Source organism: Curtobacterium sp. MCBD17_035, from assembly GCF_003234815.2.
Taxonomy (GTDB): domain Bacteria; phylum Actinomycetota; class Actinomycetes; order Actinomycetales; family Microbacteriaceae; genus Curtobacterium.
Map to the genome: position 1 here is coordinate 2,418,752 of NZ_CP126279.1, position 20,085 is coordinate 2,438,836.

16 protein-coding genes are annotated in these 20,085 nt (G+C 73.5%); 4 read left to right on the forward strand and 12 right to left on the reverse strand.

Going from position 1 to position 20,085, the window contains the following annotated elements; translation table 11 throughout:
* Positions 1-7: 7 nt before the first annotated feature.
* Genes nadC through DEI93_RS11455 form a run of 4 tightly spaced genes read right to left on the reverse strand, consistent with a single transcriptional unit; the run spans position 8 to position 4,615 of the window.
* A complete protein-coding gene (gene nadC, locus DEI93_RS11440) occupies positions 8-949 on the reverse strand; it encodes a carboxylating nicotinate-nucleotide diphosphorylase (RefSeq protein WP_111119216.1) in 942 nt (313 codons plus the stop codon).
* Positions 946-2,574 carry an L-aspartate oxidase gene (gene nadB / locus DEI93_RS11445; RefSeq protein WP_111119215.1) on the reverse strand — a complete coding sequence of 543 codons (1,629 nt, stop codon included), beginning with the start codon at positions 2,572-2,574 and terminating at the stop codon, positions 946-948. The genes nadC and nadB overlap by 4 nt, the downstream gene beginning before the upstream one ends.
* Positions 2,574-3,902 carry a quinolinate synthase NadA gene (nadA, locus tag DEI93_RS11450; RefSeq protein ID WP_284158418.1) on the reverse strand — a complete coding sequence of 443 codons (1,329 nt, stop codon included), beginning with the start codon at positions 3,900-3,902 and terminating at the stop codon, positions 2,574-2,576. The genes nadB and nadA overlap by 1 nt, the downstream gene beginning before the upstream one ends.
* Entirely contained in the window at positions 3,902-4,615 is a 714-nt protein-coding gene (locus tag DEI93_RS11455) for an NUDIX hydrolase (protein ID WP_111120718.1), read from the reverse strand. Before DEI93_RS11455 ends, nadA begins: the two co-directional genes overlap by 1 nt.
* A 165-nt stretch (positions 4,616-4,780) precedes the next feature.
* On the opposite strand from DEI93_RS11455, the gene DEI93_RS11460 reads away from it, so the two are divergent.
* The 4 genes from DEI93_RS11460 to DEI93_RS11475 all read left to right on the forward strand — a co-directional run bounded on the left by DEI93_RS11460 (position 4,781) and on the right by DEI93_RS11475 (position 9,213).
* The gene (locus tag DEI93_RS11460) at positions 4,781-5,062 is read left to right on the forward strand and encodes an acylphosphatase (protein ID WP_258370229.1); all 282 of its coding nucleotides are present in this window, start codon (positions 4,781-4,783) and stop codon (positions 5,060-5,062) included.
* Positions 5,063-5,085: 23 nt separating this feature from the next.
* On the forward strand, positions 5,086-6,243 hold the full coding sequence (locus tag DEI93_RS11465) for an MFS transporter (RefSeq protein ID WP_220037918.1): 1,158 nt from the start codon (positions 5,086-5,088) through the stop codon (positions 6,241-6,243).
* Between the two features lie 80 nt (positions 6,244-6,323).
* Entirely contained in the window at positions 6,324-7,820 is a 1,497-nt protein-coding gene (locus DEI93_RS11470) for a DHA2 family efflux MFS transporter permease subunit (RefSeq protein WP_111120716.1), read from the forward strand.
* Positions 7,821-7,965: 145 nt separating this feature from the next.
* The gene (locus tag DEI93_RS11475) at positions 7,966-9,213 is read left to right on the forward strand and encodes an FAD-binding protein (protein WP_111120715.1); all 1,248 of its coding nucleotides are present in this window, start codon (positions 7,966-7,968) and stop codon (positions 9,211-9,213) included.
* A 1,001-nt stretch (positions 9,214-10,214) separates the two neighbouring features.
* On the opposite strand, the gene DEI93_RS11480 is transcribed toward DEI93_RS11475, so the two are convergent.
* The 8 genes from DEI93_RS11480 to DEI93_RS11515 form a co-directional block, all read right to left on the reverse strand.
* Positions 10,215-10,727, reverse strand: a complete 513-nt coding sequence (locus DEI93_RS11480; RefSeq protein WP_111120701.1) for a 2'-5' RNA ligase family protein — start codon at positions 10,725-10,727, stop codon at positions 10,215-10,217.
* Between the two features lie 14 nt (positions 10,728-10,741).
* Positions 10,742-11,644, reverse strand: coding sequence for an alpha/beta fold hydrolase (locus tag DEI93_RS11485; RefSeq protein ID WP_111120699.1), 903 nt, complete (start codon positions 11,642-11,644; stop codon positions 10,742-10,744).
* 21 nt (positions 11,645-11,665) lie between these two features.
* Positions 11,666-12,700, reverse strand: a complete 1,035-nt coding sequence (locus DEI93_RS11490; protein WP_111011653.1) for a glycoside hydrolase family 16 protein — start codon at positions 12,698-12,700, stop codon at positions 11,666-11,668.
* Positions 12,701-12,793: 93 nt separating this feature from the next.
* Positions 12,794-14,626 carry a hypothetical protein gene (locus DEI93_RS11495; protein WP_111120697.1) on the reverse strand — a complete coding sequence of 611 codons (1,833 nt, stop codon included), beginning with the start codon at positions 14,624-14,626 and terminating at the stop codon, positions 12,794-12,796.
* Complete coding sequence (locus DEI93_RS11500) at positions 14,623-16,611, reverse strand: glycosyltransferase family 2 protein (RefSeq protein ID WP_220037917.1); 1,989 nt, start codon at positions 16,609-16,611, stop codon at positions 14,623-14,625. The genes DEI93_RS11495 and DEI93_RS11500 overlap by 4 nt, the downstream gene beginning before the upstream one ends.
* Entirely contained in the window at positions 16,608-17,993 is a 1,386-nt protein-coding gene (locus tag DEI93_RS11505) for a lipopolysaccharide biosynthesis protein (RefSeq protein WP_111120695.1), read from the reverse strand. Before DEI93_RS11505 ends, DEI93_RS11500 begins: the two co-directional genes overlap by 4 nt.
* Positions 17,990-19,048, reverse strand: a complete 1,059-nt coding sequence (locus DEI93_RS11510) for a glycosyltransferase family 2 protein (protein WP_181436141.1) — start codon at positions 19,046-19,048, stop codon at positions 17,990-17,992. Before DEI93_RS11510 ends, DEI93_RS11505 begins: the two co-directional genes overlap by 4 nt.
* The gene (locus DEI93_RS11515; protein WP_111011649.1) at positions 19,045-19,902 is read right to left on the reverse strand and encodes a glycosyltransferase family 2 protein; all 858 of its coding nucleotides are present in this window, start codon (positions 19,900-19,902) and stop codon (positions 19,045-19,047) included. The genes DEI93_RS11510 and DEI93_RS11515 overlap by 4 nt, the downstream gene beginning before the upstream one ends.
* Positions 19,903-20,085 lie beyond the last annotated feature (183 nt).

Genomic DNA, 20,085 nt, shown 5'->3' on the forward strand with positions numbered 1-20,085 from the left:
GGCCGTCCTACCGATCGCGCGGGGCCGTGGCGACGTCGGGCTCGACGACGACGTCGAGCCCGAGGTCGAGCGCCCGGGCCGAGTGCGTGAGCGCTCCGACGGACACGATGTCCACGCCGGTCGCCGCGATGGCCGCGACGGACTCGAGCGTCACGCCACCCGACGCCTCGACGAGGGCGCGACCGCCGACGAGCGCCACGCCCGCACGGAGCATGTCCGGCGTGAAGTTGTCGAGCATGATCGTGTCGACGCCGGCGCCGACCACGGGTTCGATCTGGTCGATGCGGTCGACCTCGACCGCGAGGTGGACGGTGTGCCCGAGCCGCTCCCGCGCTGCGCGGATGGCCTCCTCGATCGGGACGCCCCGGGCTGCGAGCACCGCCAGGTGGTTGTCCTTGGCGAGCACCGCGTCGGACAGCGACGTCCGGTGGTTGTGTCCGCCCCCGCAGCGGACCGCGTGTCGCTCCAGCGCGCGGAGGCCGGGCGTCGTCTTGCGGGTGTCGACGATGCGAGCACGGGTGTCGGCCACCGCCGCGACGTAGCGCGCGGTGACCGTGGCGATGCCGGACATCCGCTGCACGAGGTTGAGGGCGACGCGTTCCGCGCGGAGCACCGACCGCGCGGCACCGGAAACGATCGCGAGCGTGTCGCCGGCCGCGAACGTGGCGCCGTCCGCACGCTCGAGTGTGACGACGATGCCGGGGTCGACCGCGGCCATGACGGCGGCGAACACGCCACCGCCGCTGAGCACGCCCGGCTCGCGCGCGGCCAAGGTGGCGGTGGCCGTGGCGTCGGCGGGCACGAACGCCTCGCTCGTCACGTCGCCCCAGGGGGCGTCCTCCTCGAGGGCGGTCTCGATGACGCGACGCAGCGCATGCGGCGGGATCGCCCCGACGGCGGTGGGGGTCGTGGGCGCGGCGGCAGTGGCACCGGTCGTGATGTCGGTCATGCAGGAACTCCCTGTCGTGATGCGGTGGTGGGGACCGTGCGGGACACGGTCCCCTGCGTCGTCGACACCCAGGCGAGGGGCCGCGCCTGCGCGGGATCGGTGCCGGGGTGGTCGGTGCGGGCGTGGGCGCCGCGGGACTCGGTGCGGGCCGCCGCCGCGTGGGCGACGAGGCGGGCGAGGGTCAGGAGGTTGCGGTCCTCGAGGGCGCCGACGCTCGGCGTCGGGGCGGCGACCTCGAGCGCCGCGAGGTCCCGCGCGGCGTCGGCCAGTCCGTCGGCGTCGCGGAGCAACCCGACCCGGTCCTCCATGACGGCTTGGAGCGCCGGACGCACGCGGGCCTCGTCGACCGGTGCCGGGCCTCCCGGCCGGGAGGCCCGGTCCGGGTCCGCCACGGACGTGACCGCGAGTGCGTGCGGACCCCGCAGGCGCGGCCGTGCCGGCCGCGGGACGTCGAGGGCGTCGGCGGCGCGCACGCCGAAGACGAGCCCCTCGAGCAGGGAGTTCGACGCCAGGCGGTTCGCGCCGTGGACGCCGGTGCAGGCCGCCTCACCGACCGCGGACAGGCCCGGGAGGCTCGCCCGGCCCTCGACGTCGGTCGCGATCCCGCCCATCGCGTAGTGCGCCGCCGGCGCGACGGGCACGGGTTCGCGCGTCCAGTCGAACCCCGCCGCGCGCGTGGCCCGGGTCAGCCCCGGGAACCGGATCGGGAGCGTGGCACCGAGCGCGGTGGCGTCGAGCATCACGGGATCCCCGCCCTGCGCGCGCATCGCGGCCGCGATGCCGCGAGCGACGACGTCACGGGGTGCGAGCTCCGCGTCGGGGTGCACGGCCGTCATGAAGCGGCGCCCCGCCTGGTCGCGGAGGACCGCGCCCTCCCCGCGCACTGCCTCGGAGACGAGGCCGCCGCCGGGGACCGCGAGCCGGGTCGGGTGGAACTGCACGAACTCGAGGTCCGCGAGGACGGCACCGGCCCGCCACGCGGCCGCCACGCCGTCCCCCGTCGCCACGAGCGGGTTCGTGGTGTGTCGGTAGAGGTGCCCGGCCCCACCCGTCGCGAGGACGACCGCGTCGGCGGCGATGCGCAGCGGTTCGCCGAGGAGGTCGAGGACGTCCACGCCGCGGACGGCGCCCTCGTGCACGACCAGGTCGACGAGGAACGTCCGCTCGAGGATCGTGACGTGGCGGTCGAGCAGCGCGCGGACGAGCGCTCGTTCGATCGCCGCGCCGGTCGCGTCGCCGTCCGCGTGCAGGATGCGACGGCGGCCGTGGGCGGCCTCGACACCGCGCGTCAGGTCGTCGCCGTGCACCTCCTGGCTCGCCGGGTCGCGGGTCCGGTCGAACGCGATGCCGATCGCGAGGAGGTCCCGGACGCGAGCCGGTCCGTCGGCGCAGAGGACCTCGATCGCGTGCTGGTCCCCGGCTCCCGCACCGGCGGCGACGGTGTCCGCGACGTGGGCGCCGACCGAGTCGTCCGCGCCGAACGCGACCGCGATGCCGCCCTGTGCGTACGTGGTCGCCGCGTCGGTGAGGGCGCCCTTCGTCACGAGGGTGACGTCGTGTCGTCCGCTGGCACGGACGGCGGTGGTGAGGCCCGCGATGCCGGAGCCGACGACGACGACGTGCATCAGGCCTCCCGGCCTGCGTCGAGGGGACGGGCGGGGGCGAGGGGGCGAGTGGGCGCGAGGGGGCGGGGGCGTGCGGCGAGCATGCGCTCGAGCGCGACCCGCGCGTCGGCCGCGATGTCGTCCGGGACCCGGACCTCGTTGAGGACCTCGCCGCGGACCAGCGCCTCGAGCACCCATGCGAGGTAGCCCGGGTGGATCCGGTACATCGTCGAGCACGGGCACACCACGGGGTCGAGGCAGGAGATGTCGTGCTGCGGGAACTCGGCCGCCAGCCGGTTCACCATGTTGATCTCGGTGCCGATCGCGAAGGTCGTGGGCTCCTCGGCCGCGGCGACGACCTTGCGGATGAGGTCGGTGCTGCCGGCGACGTCCGCGGCGTCGACGACCTCCATCGGGCACTCGGGGTGCACGACCACGACGACGTCGGGATCGGCGGCGCGCGCCTGCTCGATCTGCTCGACGGTGAACCGGCGGTGCACGGAACAGAACCCGTGCCACAGGACGACCTGGGCCGCCTGGAGCGTTGCGGCGTCGTTGCCGCCGAGCGGCTTCCGGGGGTTCCACATCGGCATGCGGTCGGTGCTGATCCCCATCGCCTTCGCGGTGTTCCGCCCGAGGTGCTGGTCCGGGAAGAACAGGACGCGCTGGCCGCGCTCGAACGCCCACTCGAGGACGGTCGCGGCGTTCGAGGACGTGCAGACGATGCCGCCGTGACGACCGCAGAACGCCTTGAGGTCCGCCGCCGAGTTCATGTAGGTGACCGGGATCACCGGCACGCGGCCGTCGGCGTCGGGCTCGGTGCCGTACAGGAGTTCGAGCTGCTCCCAGGCCGCCTCGACGCTGTCGATGTCGGCCATGTCCGCCATCGAGCACCCGGCGGCGAGGTTCGGCAGGATGACGTGCTGCTCGGGGCGGGCGAGGACGTCCGCGGTCTCGGCCATGAAGTGGACGCCGCAGAACACGATCGCCTCGGCGTCGGGACGGGTGAGCGCGGCGTTCGCGAGCTGGAAGGAGTCGCCGAGGAAGTCCGCGTGTCGCACGACCTCGTCGCGCTGGTAGAAGTGCCCGAGCACGACGACCCGATCGCCGAGGGTGGCCTTGGCGGCCTCGATCCGGGCGTGCAGCTCGGCCTCCGGCGCGGTCCGGTACTCCCCCGGGATCACGCCCTGGCGCGGCGCCCGGGTGGGGATGAGGTCGGACATCGAGGACCCGGGACCGTAGCCGGGCCGGGCATCGAAGGTCCAGGTCGGAGCGGCGAGGTCGGGCGTGCAGGTGCTGCCGGCCGCGCGACCGTTCGAGATGAGGTCGATGGTGGTTGCGATGGACATCAGGTTCCCGTCGGTGGTGCTGGGGGCCGGTCGGATCCGAGGGGCCCGTTGTCGGCGAAGGCGAGGAGGGGGTTGGAGCGGTACAGGCGCGCCGGCCGGTGACGGCCTCCCGACGACACCTCGTCGGTCGCGACGATCGCGTCCGACTGGGCCACCTGCCGGCGGAAGTTCGCCGGGTCCAGGCGGCGGCCGAGGATCGCCTCGTGGACGCTGCGGAGCTCGGCGAGCGTGAAGCGGTCGCCGAGGAACGCCTGGGCGATCCGCGAGTAGCCGACCTTGTTCCGCAGGCGCCACAGCGCGTAGTCGACGATGCGGTCGTGGTCGAAGGCGAGTCGTGGCAGGTGCTCGGCGAAGAACCAGCGGACGTTCCAGTCGTCGGGCACACCGGGCGTCTCGTCGCCGCGGACGAGCGCCCAGTAGACGATCGAGACCACCCGGTCCGGCGATCGGTCGACGTCGCCGAAGGCGTACAGCTGCTCGAGGTACCGGGGCTGCACGCGGGTGGTCTCGAACAGCCGGGTGGCCGCGGACTCCTCGAGGCCCTCGTCGACGCCGACCCATCCACCGGGCAGCGCCCAGGACCCCTCGAACGGCTCGGTCACGCGGCGGACCAGGGGCATCGCCAGCGCGAGTTCGCCCGTCTCAGGGTGCCGTCGGAGCGCCACGATGACCGTCGACACGGCGACGCGGATGCCGTGGTCCGGTGTGGTCATCACGATCCTGGTCCATCGGGTTCTGGTCGGAGTGACCCGAACTGATGAGGTCAGTATGACCCCATCCCTCCGCCGACGCGAATCGGTAGAGGTGCGGCCGGATCGTCACCGCGACGAGGACGGGCCGTGACGGCCATGGAACGCGCCGCTCCTACAGTGGGCGGCATGACACCGATCACGAGGATGCACGCCGTCGTGTCCGGATCGGTCCAGGGGGTCGGATTCCGCTACTGGACCGCACGGAAGGCGGACGGGCTCGAGCTCGCCGGGTACGCACGCAACCTGTTCGACGGGACGGTCGAGGTGGAGGCCGAGGGACCGGAGACCGCGGTCGACACGCTCATGGAGCTCCTCCACGTCGGGCCGCCGTCGGCCACCGTCACCGACGTCGCGGTGCGCTCGGTCGTGCCCCACGCCAACGGCGGGTCGTTCGACATCCTGCACTGACGCCGCCGAGTACGGTCGGACGGGTGCCCGGACTCGTCGCCGCCGTCTACGTCTTCACCGCCGTCATGATGGGGACGACCATCCCGACGCCGCTGTACCCGACCTACGAGGCGCACTTCGGGTTCGGCAGCGCCGCGACGACCGTGCTGTTCGCGGTCTACGCCGGTGGCGTGATCCTCGCGCTCGTGCTCGTCGGCCGCCTGTCGGACACGATCGGCCGACGACCGGCGCTCCTCGTCGGCATCGTGCTGTCCCTGCTCTCGGCGGGGCTGTTCACGGTCGGCACCCCCGAGTGGCTCCTGTACGCGGGGCGCGTGCTCTCGGGGTTCTCCGCGGGCATCTTCACGTCCACCGCCACGGTCGCGGTGCTCGAGGCCGCCCCCCGGGGCCGCGAGAAGCTCGCCGGAGCGCTCGCCACCGCGGGGAACATCGGCGGGCTCGGACTCGGCATGCTCATGGCGGGCGTGGTCGCGACCGTCACCCCGTGGCCCCTCCGCGCGCCGTACGTGGTGCACGCCGGACTGCTCGTCATCGCGGGGTTCGCCCTGCTCACGATGCGCGAGACCGCCGGTGAGCGGACGCCGTTCCGGCTGCAACCGCCGCGCGTCCCGTCGGAGACCCGGTCGGTCTTCGGCGCGGCCGCCATCGGGGCGGTCACGGGGTTCGCGGTGTGCGGGCTGTTCTCGTCGATCGCGCCGAACTTCGTCGGCACGGTCATCGGGGTGCACTCGCCCGCGGTCGTCGGGACCGTGACGTTCCTGCTGTTCGGCGCCTCCGCGGCGGCGCAGGTGTCGCTCCGTCCCCTCTCGAACCGGGCACTCGTCCTCGTCGGGACCGTCGGCCTCGTCGTCGGCATGGCGGTGCTCGTCGTCGCTCTGCTCGCCGCGTCGCTGCCCACCCTCATCGCGTCCGCAGTGCTCGCCGGGGCCGGGCAGGGCCTCCTGTTCATGGCGGGCCTCCGGACCGTCACAGGCGCCACGGCGGCAGCGGACCGCACCGCGACGACGACCACGTACTTCGTGGTGGCGTACCTGGCGATCGCCGTCCCCGCCGTCGCGGCGGGGCTGCTCAGCCATGCCGTCGGACTGACCGCGACGGGCGTGGTGTTCGCCGCCGCGGTCGTCGTCGGGACGCTGCTCGGGCTGTTCCGGCTGCGGTCGTTCGACGCGGTCGCGCGCTGAGCGTCGCCGCGCTGGCCCCGGGCTCCCTGGACGTCCAGCTGACCCTGTCCGATGTCACAGGAGGCCGCTAGCCTCGGTGCATGGCCGATCCCGACGCCGCCACCGTCATCACCAGTGCTCGTTCCGAGCCGGCTGGGCCGTCGTCGACGTCCCCGGCGACCGCGCGCCTGGTCATCGGACTCCTGCTCGTCTCCGCGTTCGTCGTCATCCTGAACGAGACGATCATGGGCGTGGCCCTCCCGCGGCTCATGACGGACCTGGACATCAGCGCGACGACGGGGCAATGGCTCACCACCGGGTTCATGTTGACCATGGCGGTCGTGATCCCGATCACCGGGTTCCTGCTCGAGCGGTTCCCGACGCGGCCCGTGTTCACATGGGCGATGAGCCTGTTCTCGGCGGGCACCGTGATCGCCCTGCTCGCGCCGGGGTTCCCGGTGTTGCTCGTCGGCCGGGTCGTGCAGGCGAGCGGAACGGCGATCATGATGCCCCTGCTCATGACGACCGTGCTGACACTCGTCGAGCCGCAGCGCCGTGGCCGTGTGATGGGCAACATCTCGATCGTGATCTCGGTGGCGCCGGCGATCGGGCCCACGATCTCGGGGCTCATCCTGCAGTCGTTCACGTGGCGGTCCATGTTCGGTTTCGTCCTCCCGATCGCGCTCGCGGCCCTGGTCATCGGGCTCCTCAAGGTTCGGAACGTCTCCACGCCACGACGCGTCCCACTCGACGTCGGTTCCGTCATCGTGTCCGCGTTCGCCTTCGGCGGGATCGTGTACGGCCTGTCCAGCATCGCGACGATCGGCAGCGGGGGCATCTGGACTCCCGTCGTCGCGCTCACGGTCGGACTCGTCGCACTCGTGGCGTTCATCGCGCGGCAACGGTCCCTGCAGCGACGGGACCGCGCGCTGCTCGACCTGCGGACGTTCCGGGTGCGGACGTTCACCATCGCGATCGTCGCCATGTGCATCGCGATGATCGCCATGTTCGGCACGCTGATCCTGCTGCCGATCTACCTCGAGACCGTGCTCGGGCTGCCCGTCCTGCAGGTCGGTCTGCTGCTCCTGCCTGGCGGGCTCGTCATGGGTCTGCTCTCGCCGGTGGTCGGGCGGCTGTACGACCAGCACGGCGCGCAGGTGCTCGCGGTGCCGGGCGCAGTCCTCGTGAGCGTCGTGCTGTGGATGTTCACGATGCTCAGCCCGACGACGAGCGTGTGGTTCGTGCTCGCGGCGCACGTGCTCCTCAGCATCGGGCTCGCGCTCACCTTCACGCCGTTGTTCACCGCGGGACTCGGTGGACTCACGCCCGACCTGTACTCGCACGGGTCGGCGCTGCTCGGAACGGCTCAGCAGCTGGCGGGGGCTGCGGGGACTGCCCTCTTCGTCACCCTCATGGCGATCGGCACCGCTGCCGCGGGTGGGGGCGCGAGTTCGGCGGTCTCGGTCGATGCGACCGCAGCCGGCGTCCGGACGGCGTTCCTCGTCGGCGCGATCATCTCGCTGTTCGGCATCGCCGCCTCCGCGATGGTCCGCAAGCCGGAGCTCGCGCCGGGCCTCGTGCCGTCGGCCACGCACTGACCCTCGGTGCGACCGACGGACCGACTGACCGACCCACGCGCTGCGCTGCGCTGCGACCGAGACGCGACCGACACGACCCGTCTGTCCGTCTGACCGACGGGTCGGAAGCACCGACGCCTCCCCGTCGCATGAGAGGGTGACCCCCATGGGCGCGATGACGAGCGAGCTGAACTGGGCGGGCACTTACACGTACACCGCCGAGCGCATCGAACGCCCCACCTCGATCGAGGCCGTGCAGGAACTCGTGTCGGGAGCCGGACGGGTGCGCGGCATCGGCACCCGTCACTCGTTCAACGACGTCGCCGACGGACCGGGCGTGCTCGTGGACGTCACGGCGATCCCCGCCGACCTGGAGATCGCGCCGGACCGCCGGACGGTGACGCTCGGCGCCGGCACGCGGTACGGCGACGTCGCTCCCGCGCTCGACGCCGCGGGTCTCGCGCTCCACAACCTGGGCTCGCTGCCGCACATCTCGGTCGGAGGCGCCACCGCCACCGGAACGCACGGCTCCGGCACCCGCCTGGGGTCGTTGTCGTCAGCGGTCGCCGGTCTCGAGTTCGTCGGCTGGGACGGGACCCTGCACCGGATCGTCCGAGGCGACCCGGAGCACGCGGGCGCGGTGCTCCACCTGGGCCTCCTCGGGGTCGTCACCCGGATCACACTGGACGTCGAGCCCACCTACCGGATGCGCCAGGACGCATACGGCGCGATCCCCTGGACGGCGTTCCTCGGGTCCGTGCGCGAGGTCTTCGCCGCCGGGACGAGCGTGTGCTGCTTCACGAACTGGGACGGCACGGTGCGCGAGGTCCTCGTGAAGACGCGGATCCCCGACGGCGCCGACGACGTCGCCGTGCCCGAGGCCATCGTCGGCGCACATCGCCTGCCGCCGCTACCGGGTGACGACCACCGCACGGCCCGCGACGGGACACCCGGACCATGGTGGGACCGCCTCCCCCACTTCACCGTGGGCACGGTGCCGTCGGTCGGGTCCGAGATCCAGAGTGAGCACTTCGTGCCGCTCGACCGGGCCGCCGAGGCACTCGACGCCGTCCACGCGCTCGGCGACCGCATCCGCCCACACCTCCACGTCGCGGAGCTCCGGACCACCGCTCCTGACGACCTGTGGCTCAGCCCCGGTCAGGGATCCGCGACGCTGTGCATCGCGTTCACCTGGCGCCGTCACGTCGACGAGGTCGCCGCGCTGCTGCCGGACATCGAGGCCGCGCTCGTCCCGTTCGAAGCACGGCCCCACTGGGGCAAGATGTCGTCCCTCGGATCGGATGCCATCGCGGCGCTCTACCCACGGCTCCCCGCGTTCCGGTCCCTCGTCGCCCGGATGGACCCGGAACGGCGGTTCGCGTCCGCGTTCGGCGAGCGCGTCCTCGGGGTCTGAGGCGCCTCCCGGCCCGGCCTCGGTGGCCGGGCCGCAACCGTCGTCGCGGCGTCACGTGCCGCTCATCGGCGCCGCGCCTCCTGTCCGGTCGCGCCCGCCGCACCTCCGGTCGCGCCGCGCCTCCGGTCCGGTCGCGCCGCGCCTCCGGTCCGGTCGCGCCGCCCGTGCCGCGCCTCCCGCCCTGCCGGCACCGCGCCTCCCGTCCGGAGGCGCCGCGCCTCCCACCCTGCCCAGTCCCGTCCCGTCCCGTCCCGTCCCGTCCCATCCCATCCCATCCCATCCCGACCGTCGATGAATCAGGAAATCGGCGCGAATGGCGAAGCGCCCCTCAACGGCGACGCCGTCTTCCTGCGTTCTCGACACGACAGCGGAGCGAACCGTGCGCAGCGCACGGGCGCAGCGCACGATCGCAGCGGACGATGGAAGCGCCCAGGAGGAACGGCACCCGCCTCAGGGCCGCAGCGACCCGTCGACAACGCAGGAACCCAAGCCCGGAGCAGAGCCCTCGCCCCACCAGCGACGCTGTCGTCCTGCGTTCTCGACACGACAGCGGAGCGAACCGTGCGCAGCGCACGATCGCAGCGAGCGGCCACAGCGAACGGTGGAAACGACCCGGAGGAACGGCACCCGCCTCGGGGCGGCAGCGGCCCGTCGACGACTCAGGAAAATGGTGCCGCTGCAGGGACCCGACCCCCGAGTGAACGCGGTCTTCCTGCGTTGTCCACGTGGCAGCGGAGCGAACGGGAGAAGCCAACGGACGGGACGGCCGGACGGGGTGGGCGGACGGAACGGACCGGAGCAACAGCAGCTGCCTCGAACCCCGAGCGCCCCGTCGACAACGCAGGAACGCAGGTCCGGAGCGGAGGCCCGACCCCGCCGGAGACGCCCTCTTCCTGCGTTGTCGACACACGCGTTCACGCGGTCACGCGGCCACGCGGTCGCGCGGTCGCGCGGTCGCGCGGTCACGCGGTCACGCGGCAGCGCGGTCGCGCGGCCGCGCCTCACACACCGGTGAGGGGCGTCACCACCCGCTCGTCCCCGTCCCAGAACCGGACGCCGGCGACCGCGCCGAACTCGGGCACGGGGACCGCCGCGAGCGCGGAGACCGCTGCGGGGAGCGCCTCGGGCGGCAGGCGTCGCGCGATGGTGACGTGTGGCGACCAGGCGTCCGGCAGGCTCGTCGGGAGGCCCCCGGGTACGACCTCGTGGACGCGGCGGTGGAACGCGCCGAGTGCCTCGGACACGACGACGGCGCGCACGAGCACGAACCGCCCGCGGGCGGCCGGGAACAGGGTGAGGCCGCCGAACCGCACCTCGGCAGGGTGGGTGGCGGCAACGGCCGGGAGGGACGGCACCGGTTCCAGCGTCGGCCCGGCCACCAGGGTCACGTGCGGCCGGTTCGACGGGCTGTCGTGGAGCGCGAGGCTCGGGAGCCCCGCGTCGACCAGGGCCCGCCATCCGGCACGGAGGGCGCCGTCGGTGGCGTCGTCGAAGACGAGCTCGATGCTGCGCACGGTGCGGGGGCCCCTCAGGCGTCGGCGGCGCGGCGCACGCGGTCGAGGTGTGCGCGGACCGCGGCGGCGACGGCGACGGGGTCCTCACGCTGGACGAAGTGGCCCACGCCGGGGAGCTCGACGAGGTCGCGTCCGCTCGCGAAGGACGCCTCGTTGCCCCGGGCTGCGGGCAGGGTCTCGGACCCGTCGGCCGTGCCGATGAGGAAGGTCGTCGGCACCGTGATCGCCGGCCACGTGTCGAGGAGCGCCTGGGTCGAGGCGTACCGGGGCGAGCCGGGCGCCTCGCCCGCACCGTGTCGGTAGTAGTGCACGACGTCGGCGGCGAACTCGTCCGTGTCGAACGCCCCGAGCATGGCCTGCTCCTCGGTGGGGTCGAGCCGGAGCGAGGGGGACCAGTTGGCCCAGGCCCACCGGACGAGCGCGGTGGGGTCGGTGCGGAAGGCCCGCGCGCCGGCCTCGGTGCAGAGCCAGTACCGGTACCAGGCGACCGCCGCGTCGTCGAGTCGTTCCGCCGCGCTCAGGTGTCCCCGGTCCCCGTACGGCGTCGCGATCGTGACGAGTCCGGTGAGTCGCTCGGGAGCGAGCACGGCGACGGCGTGCGCGGCCCTGGCGCCCCAGTCGTGCCCGACGAGCAGGAACCGGTCGAGTCGGAGCGCGTCGGCCAGGTCGAGGACGTCGGCGGCGAGCGCGGCGACCTGACCGGACCGGGCGTCGGCGGCGTCGTCACGGACCCGGCTCGCACCCACTCCGCGGAGCATCGGCCGGATCGCCCGGACGTCGTCGGGCAGGAGCGCGAGCACACCGTCCCAGGTCGCGGGCGTGTCGGGGAACCCGTGGAGCAGCAGGACCGGGGTGCCGTCGGCCGGTCCGTCGTCGTGGTACTCGAGGTCGGCGACGGGGGTCGACACGATGGGCATGCCCCGAGCCAACCACGATCGTCAGGCTCGGGAATCCACCTGGATCCAGTCGATGACCATCCGTGACGTCGTGGGGGTGGACGCGTCCGGCGGACCGGGCCAGTTCCCGCCGACGGCGAGGCTGAACAGGACGTCCATCGGCTGGTCGAACACCCAGCGCATGGTCGGCGGAGCGGTGGAGCGGGTGATGCGCATCGCAGTGTGACCGTCGATGGCGGTCGTGATGCTGTCGGCGGTGCGCGACACCGAGTACACGTGGAAGCCGTCGCTCAGCGGTGTGCTGTGGTGGACGGTCGTGCTCGACGCGACGTCCTGGGTGTCCGAGGTGGTGCTCGGCGCGTGGACCGTGTGCACCGAGTCCGCGGTGGTGTTCGGCGTCTCGACGATGTCCACCTCACCGGCCGCGGGCCATCCGACGTGGTCGACGTCCGAGCCGAGCAACCAGAACGCGGGCAGGAGCCCCTGGCCGTCGGGCAGCTCGATCCGGGCGGACAGCGTGCCGGTGGTGAACGAGAACTTGCCCGCGGTGGTCAGCCGGGCCGAGGTGTAGGTCGGCGTGGCGGGGGTGCCCCCGACGTGCGCGGTGAGCACGAGGTGCCCGCTGCCGTCGAGCACGCCGTTCGCCGCCTGGTAGGTCTGCAGTTCGCCGTTGCCCCAGCCACCGGCCCCGGTCTGTGCGGTCCAGACGGACGGGTCGGGCGGAGACCCCGCGGTGCCGTCGAAGTCGTCGCGCACGACGCCGGACGGGCTCGGGGTCGAGGACGGTGTCCCGTTCGGGGTCGGCGCGGGCTGGGTCACCGGGTCTCCTCCTCGCGGCCGGACGGCCCAGGCGACGACGAGCGCCACGACGACCACCCCGGCGAGCACGACGATCCACAGCAGGGGGCGACGCCGCCGTGGGACCGGGATCGTGCGCCCGCCGTCCGAGGCACGCGCGAGCGCCGAACCCCCGTGCCGAGCCGTCCCGCCGTGTCGCGTGGTGCGGTCGTGGAGGGGCACGCCGCCGTGCTCGACGATCCGGGCGACGGGGAACGCGTCAGGTGTCGGGGTCGGCACGAGCGTCCTCCCACCGCCGCTCGGTGGCGGGAGCGCTCACGCGGACGGCCGTCGGTGTCGGCAGAACGCGGTCCGGACGACGCGCGATCGCGGTCACGAGGTCGTCCCCGTCAGCCGGTACAGCACCACGCCGGGCGCCGACACGACGGTGGTCCAGCGCGGGTCCGCAGCGATCTGTCCGCTGAGCCGCTGCAGCGCGCCGTGGGGGTACGTGCCGTTGTACTCGGCCCAGTCGACCATCTGGTCCGTGATGAGCATGTAGACCGGGCGCCCGCCGCCCCGGAGGGCCGTGGTGAGCTTCTGCTCGACGGCCGGGTCCCGGAAGGACTGTCCGGCCCACCCCGCCCAGGTCGTCATGCTCGCGTCGAACTGCGGGTCCACGCGCGCCTGGTCGACGTACTGCTCCGTCATCCGCCCGGGTCCGGCGGCGGCGGGCGCGAGGAGCTGGGACGGCACGGGCGCGGTCTCGAGCAGCTGCGTGCTGACGCTGAGTTCGGCCGGCGTCACGAGGTTGGAGAACCAGGCACCGTAGACCGCCTGCCCGGATGCGAGCGACGCCACGACGACGGCGACCGCCGTCCCCGTCAGGGCGAGTCGACCGGCGAGCACGGCGCTCCTCGATCGACGGGCGTGGACCGCGCCTCCCGTCCGGATGTCGACGCGGCCCCGGACGCCCGCGCGGATGCACCGGACGAGCACCGGCGCGATGAGGACGGCGCAGCCGGGGACGGAGTACAGGAACACGCGGTAGATGGCCTCGCCGCCGTAGCTCTGCCCGGCGAGGAGCGCGAACGGCGCGAAGGCGACCACCGCCAGCCGGAGGGTGCTCCAGCGGCGGAGCCGTGTGCCGCCGAAGCGGTCGGGACGGAGCCCGGCCAGGACGAGCAACCCGGCCGACCCCCAGACGCCGAGGGACACCGCCCGCGCCGCGAGTGCCGTCACCGTCATGCCGATGCTGCCGGCACCGGTCGACGCGGTCTGCGCGTTCGCGAGCGGGTCGAACGCCTGCCCCGTCGTGTACTCCTGCACGAGGTGCCAGTTGAGCAGCACCATGAGGCCGGCGAGGATCCCGAACGGGACGACGATCGTCCGCGGCCGGACCGTGCCGAGCACGCCGAACGCGGCCGCGACGACGAGCAGCCAGTACGGCGTCAACTGGTGGGACACCGCGATCGCGGCGAACAGGGGCAGGGTCAGCCATCCGAGCACCGGACGCGTGCGGCTGCGGACCAGGAGTGTGACGATGACGATCCCGAGGAGGAACGACACGGCCTGCGGAGACAGGTAGTCCTGGCCGACCCAGTTCGCGACGCCGACGATGAACGCGGCGGTGACGGCGCTCAGTCGCGACGTCCCGAGGGACCGTGCGAGGGCGCCGACGGCGCCGACGAGGGCGATGTCCGCGCCGACCTCGAACCACTGCGCGATCGACACCGGCGAGATCCCCGTGGCGGTCGAGAACCACGCGATCGCCGCGAACACACCGGGCCACCCCGCGTAGATGTCGACCCCCGTGGCGACGTGCCCGTGGTGCTGGATCCAGTCGACGACCCCGAGGTGCTTGTAGGTCCAGCTGTAGATCGGCGCGCCGGCCCCGAGGGCGATCGGGAGGCGCATGCACAGCACCGACACGACGGTCGCCACCCACGCGTCCACGACGGAGCCCGACCGGACCGCGAGCACGAACCCGAGGCCGGACAGGCCGATCGCAATCGGCACGCCGGGCACGCCGGCGAACAGCAGCCCGAGGGTGGTGTGCGTCGCGGACGGGATCGCGGGGATCGACACCACCGCCACCACGAGTGCCGCCACGACGACGAGCCGGGTCGCCACGACGAGGTGCGCGCGCGACCGCGGAACGGTGACGCTGGCGGACCGGAACCCGGTGGCCCGCAGGCCCGCGAGGAGGAGGGTCGGTGTCGTCACGACGAGGCTCCCTCCTCGGCGCGTCCGTGGCGGCGCACGGGACGCAGGCGGCCACGGATGACGTTGGCCCGTTCGGTGAGCCAGCGTTCGAACCGCGGGACCCTCGACCGATGGGCGGTGCGGCGTTCGGGTCGCCGTCCCGCGAGGACCCACCGGTCGAGGCCGCCGGCGGCGGTCAGGAGTGCGATCACGACGAGCGCCCCGTCCACGCCCCAGATGCCCGTGGCCGCCATGGCAGCGGTGAGGAGGATCGTGACCGCGATGCCCGTCGCGGGCACCACCACGACGGTCGTCGAGGGTCGCATGTCGATCCAGGTCCGCAGGGCCGCGCCCGGTCCGACGAGCACGAGGGCGCCGACGGCGATGCCGCGCCACCACTCCGCGGTGTCGGGCACGAGTGCGGTCAGCCCGACGAGGGCGACGAGCACCGCGACGATTCCCCAGGGGGTGGGGCGTCGGATCGGCATGGTGGAGGCCGTGGCCGGCGCGCCGGCGTCGGTCACCGCGGTGCGCGACGCGGGGTCGAGGACGGTCGCTCCGTCCCACCGCTGCCGGAGGAACCGGGCGGGACCGAGCAGGACGCTCGCGAGTTCGAGCCGGCCGACGCGGCGGACCTCGCGCGCGAGCTCCTCGTGCGTCGGGGTCGCGACGAGCGCCGTGGGCTCGGTCAGGGCCGTCGCGGCGGTCGAACCGGCGGTGGTCGGAACGGCCGCGGCGGTCGAGCCCATCAACATCGCGGTCACACTGCCGGCGTGAGCGGACCCCACCGTCGGCGGCGGACTCGGGTCCGTGCCGCCGACGGCGTGTTCGGGTCCCTCCGCCAGCCCGCCGGCGCCTTTGCCGACGAGCCGGACGAAGGCCTGGGGCGCACGACGGGCCGCGCGGGCCGCCATGCGGGGCTCGAGGGCCACCTTCGTGAGCCACGCGCCGAGCCCGACGCCGTAGCCCTTCGCCTGCGATCGGAGCGCCGCCAGGTCGGAGCGGTGGCGGTGCCACACGAGCGCGGACGGGTCGACGACGAGCGCCCCGCCGGCGAACAGCACCCGGGTGAACACGTCGAGGTCCTCGCCGCCGCCCGTGCGGGTCCCGGCGCCGAACGCCGTGTCGAACCCGCCGAGCTCCAGAGCGGTGCGCCGACGGAGGGCGAAGTTCGCGCCCGTGCCGAACTCGCCGACCGAGAACGGGAACATCGGCAGGTCGGCGGGCTGCTCGGCGAGCCGGAACTCGCGGCGACGCAGGTTCCGGGACCAGGACACGCGGTCGTCGAAGTACCGCTGCACCGGGGTCCTGAGTTCGCCGCTCGGCACGAGTCCCGACACGCACTCGACGTCCGGCGCGCTCGCGAATGCACGGGTGATCGCCGTCAACCAACCCGGATCGACCACGACGTCGTCGTCCGTGAACGCGACGACGTCGCCCGTCGCGTGTCGGAGGCCCGTGTTCCGTGCGCTCGACAGCCCCGGGACCGCCTCGTGCACGAGGCGCACACGCGGGTCCGTGAACTCGTTCGCGATGAGGTCCGCGGTGGCCGTCGTCGCGCTCGCGTTGTCCACCACGACGACGTCGAACGCCGGATGGTCGACCGCGAGCACGCTCCGCAGGGCGTCCCGGAGCTGGTCGGCCCGGTCGCGGGTGCAGATCACGACGGTCACGGTCGCCGCGGTGGTGTCCGGCGCCGAGGACTCCGCGCGTTCCGCGGCACCCCGGTCGAACCGCGCGGCCGCGTCGGCGAGCACCGGGATCGCGAGGCCCCCGGCCACGACCGGGACCTCGACGAAGCCGAGCACCGTGTCGCCGCGACGGACGAGGAGCCGGGCACCCCGGTAGCCCTCGGCGCCGTCGAGCCGCAGCACCTCGGTGTCCCGGGCGACGGCGTCGTCGAGCTCGCGGACGTCGAGGTCGCCGACCCAGAGGGCGCCGGCCCACACGGGAGGAACGGGGCTCGTCATGGGACGGTGCAGCACGCGGTCGGTTCCGATGGTCACGCGGCGCCTCCCGTGATCGGGGCGGGCGAGGCGACGGCGCTGTGTCGGCCCGTGCCCGGCGCGCGTCGGGCGCGGAGGAGCCCGACGAACCCCACCGCGGCGAGGCCGACCGTGGTGACGACCATCGCGATGGCCCCGCCGAGCGCGCCCCAGGCGCCGATGCACAGGATCGCGACGGGCACGAGGACGACGGTCGACGACGCGCTCACGACGAGGACCGCAGTGGTGCGGTGCAGCGATCGCTGCATGGACCCCCACACCTCGTACGCCGTCCGCAGCACGGAGCCGATCGCGAGCGTGCTGAGTACCGCCACGCCACCGGCGGCGACGTAGTAGTGCCCGAGGAGACCGAGGACGAACGGCGCGAGCGCGACGAGGGCGACCACCCCGAGCCCGACGATGGTCACCACGGCGAGCCAGGTGCGGAACGCGAGCGCGCCCGCCTCGCTGCGGTTCGTGGACGCGTGGGTCGCCATGGAGGTGCCGATCGCGATGACGACGAGGTCGAGCACCTGCCCGATCTGGAAGCACAGCGCGAACAGGGCGCCCTGCGCGCTGCCCGCGACGGTCGTCACGAGGAACGGCATGATGAGCACCCCACCGAGGTACAGGCCGTTCGCGACGCCGACCCGGCCCGCGAAGGCTGCGAACCGGCGGAACGGCCGCTCCTCGTCGGTGGACGCGGGAGCGACCTCCGGGCCCGGCTCCGCGGCGTTCCCGACGACCGGGACGAACGTGCGCATCCTCCGGGGGATCAGGATCCCGTAGGCGACGACGAGCGCCCCGGCCGCCGGGAGGACCGCGGCGACGAGCACGGGGTTGCCGACCGCGCCGACCAGTGCGACGAGCACCGGGATGAGCGCGAGCTTGGCGAGGTTGACCGGACCGTTCATCGTCAGGTTGAGCCGGGCCCCACCGAGCGAGGTGAGCACCGGGTCCTTGAGGACGAACAGCGTCCACACGACGCTCGAGAGCGTGACGCCGAGCACGACCGACCACGCGGGGGCGGCGGGGTCGACGAACCGGACGACGAGCACGCCCGCGACGACCCCGGCGGCCGTCGCGACGAGCACCGCGGTCAGGACGCCGACGCGGTAGAGCGGTCGGCGCCAGCGACGCAGCCCCGGCAACATGACGAGCAGGGCGTCCCCGATCCCGGACGCCGCGACCTGCGCCGCGGCCGTGAAGATCGAGAAGATCGCGGTGTCGACGCCGAGCTTCCCCGGCGGGATGATCCGCGCCGCGACCACCCAGAACACGAACCCGGAGGCGCTCGTCACGGCGTAGCCGGCGAGGATCCAGATCGAGTCGAGCGTCACGCGACGACCGATGGTCGTGCGTGCCGGCGTCGACACGGCGGGCGTGAGGACCTGGTCGCTCACCCGGACACCACCTCGCCGCGGAGCTGCGGGGCGGACGGGTGTCGCGCCTCCAGACCGACGGACGGGAGGGCCGGAACGGATGACGCGGGCCCGGTCACCATGGGGACGGACGGGAGGACCGTGGCGGCACCGAGCGTCGGCGTCGCCCGTGCCGCGCGCAGGTACCCCGCGATCGTCGCCGCCGCCATGAGGGCGATCGCAGCGATGCGGCGCGCACCACCGCGCCCCACCTGGCCGAGTTCGCGGACGAGGGCGGCGGGCAGCACGTGCGCGGCGTAGGCGGTCTCGCTGGACAGGGCGTCCTCGCGGCCGAGCTTGCGGCCCAGGATCGCCTTCGAGATGCCCTCGTGGTAGCTCCGACTGCGGACGTACGACCACGTGGCGCGGTCGGCGCTCACCCGGTGGTGCACGACGGCTCGGGGGTCGAGCAGGATGCGCGCCTCCGGGTCCTGCTGCCGGAGGCGGATGCAGAGCTCCGTCTCCTCGCCGCCGAGCGGGACCGCGCCGACGCGACCGGTGTCGGTGTCGAAGCCGCCCGCGGCCAACGCCGGACGACGCCGGAACGCCATCGAGCAGCCGAGGACGTTGCGGACCTCGGCGAGCTCCTCGGGGAGGCCGCGGTGGCTGCAACCGACGATCCAGAGGAGTTCGTCGGGGTACATCGCCGAACGGGCACCCGCGGGCCAGACCGGCTCCGCCCGCCCGCCGACCGCGATCACCTTCGGGTCGGTGAACGAGGCGACGAGATGACGGAGCCAGTCCTCGGCCGCGGTGGCATCGTCGTCGAGGAACGCGACGACGTCTCCGTACGCGACGTGCATGCCGGTGTTCCGAGCACCGGACAGACCCTGGGGACCACGGTTCGCCACGACCGTGAGGTGCGGCCAGCGCGTCTGCGCCATGCGGAGGAGCTCCGGCTCGTGGTCGATGACGACGACGACCTCCGTGGCCTCCGGCTGGAGGAGCGCGGAGTCGACGGCGTCCTGGAGGTCACCCCACCGTCGCTGCGTGTACGCGCAGACGACGACGCTGACGGCGGGGTTCCACACCGTCACGCGACGTCCCGACGCTGACGCGCCGGCACCGCGATCGCGCCCCCGGCGGGGTGCACCGATCTGGTCCTCGCGGCGGTCCGGGCGACGCGGCGAGCGGCCAGGCCGCGCGTGCGCTCGTCGAGGATCGTCTTGAGCACGCGGAAACCGTCCGACACGGCGTTGAGGTTGCTCTCGCCGTGGATCCGCAGTCGTTCGACGCTCGGGACCTCGACGACGGCCAGGTCGGCGAACGCGATCCGGCAGTTGATGATCGTCTCGATCTCGAACCCGTCACCCCAGAGCATCCGGCCGTCGGCCGCGGGCGCGGCGTCGACGGCGGGCAGGTCGAGGTGCGGGAGCACGGACCGCCGGAACGCGTTGAAGCCGTAGCACAGGTCCGTGTAGTCGGTGCCGAGCAGCAGGTTCGTCAGGACGTTGAGCCCGGCGTTCCCCACGCGACGGACGCCGGTGATGTCCTCGCTGCCACCGCCGAGGCGGAAGCGCGAGCCCTTGGCGACGTCGGCCCCGGCCACCAGCGCCTCGACGAAGCGCGGGATCTCGGTGGGGTCGGCGGAACCGTCGGCGTCGAACATGACGATGACGTCACCCGTCGCCACGGCGAAACCACAGGCGAGGGCGTTGCCCTTGCCGCGCCGGGTCTGGGACACGACGCGGATGTCGGGCATCACGGCCTTCGCGGTCGCGGCGGTGCCGTCGATCGAGTCGCCGTCCACGAGGATGACCTCGTGCACCGGCGGCAGGGTGGGCAGGACGAGCGCCAGGTTCTTCGCCTCGTTCCGTGCCGGGATGACGATGCTGATCGTCGGTTCCGCCGGGATCGGGGCGTTGAGGGGCGCAGGCAAGTTCGGGTTCATGCTGTGTCCACTTTTCGGGTTCGGGTGACGACCGGCCTCGGGAGCCGGTCTGGACCCCTCCGCGATCGACCCGCACCGACGGGTCGGTACGGCCGGCCAGGGAAGGGTCGGCGAGGGCAGCCTTCTGCCCTCGTGGTGCAGCGTGGATCAACGTCGACACGGTCGGCGGTTCGGGTTCGGGTT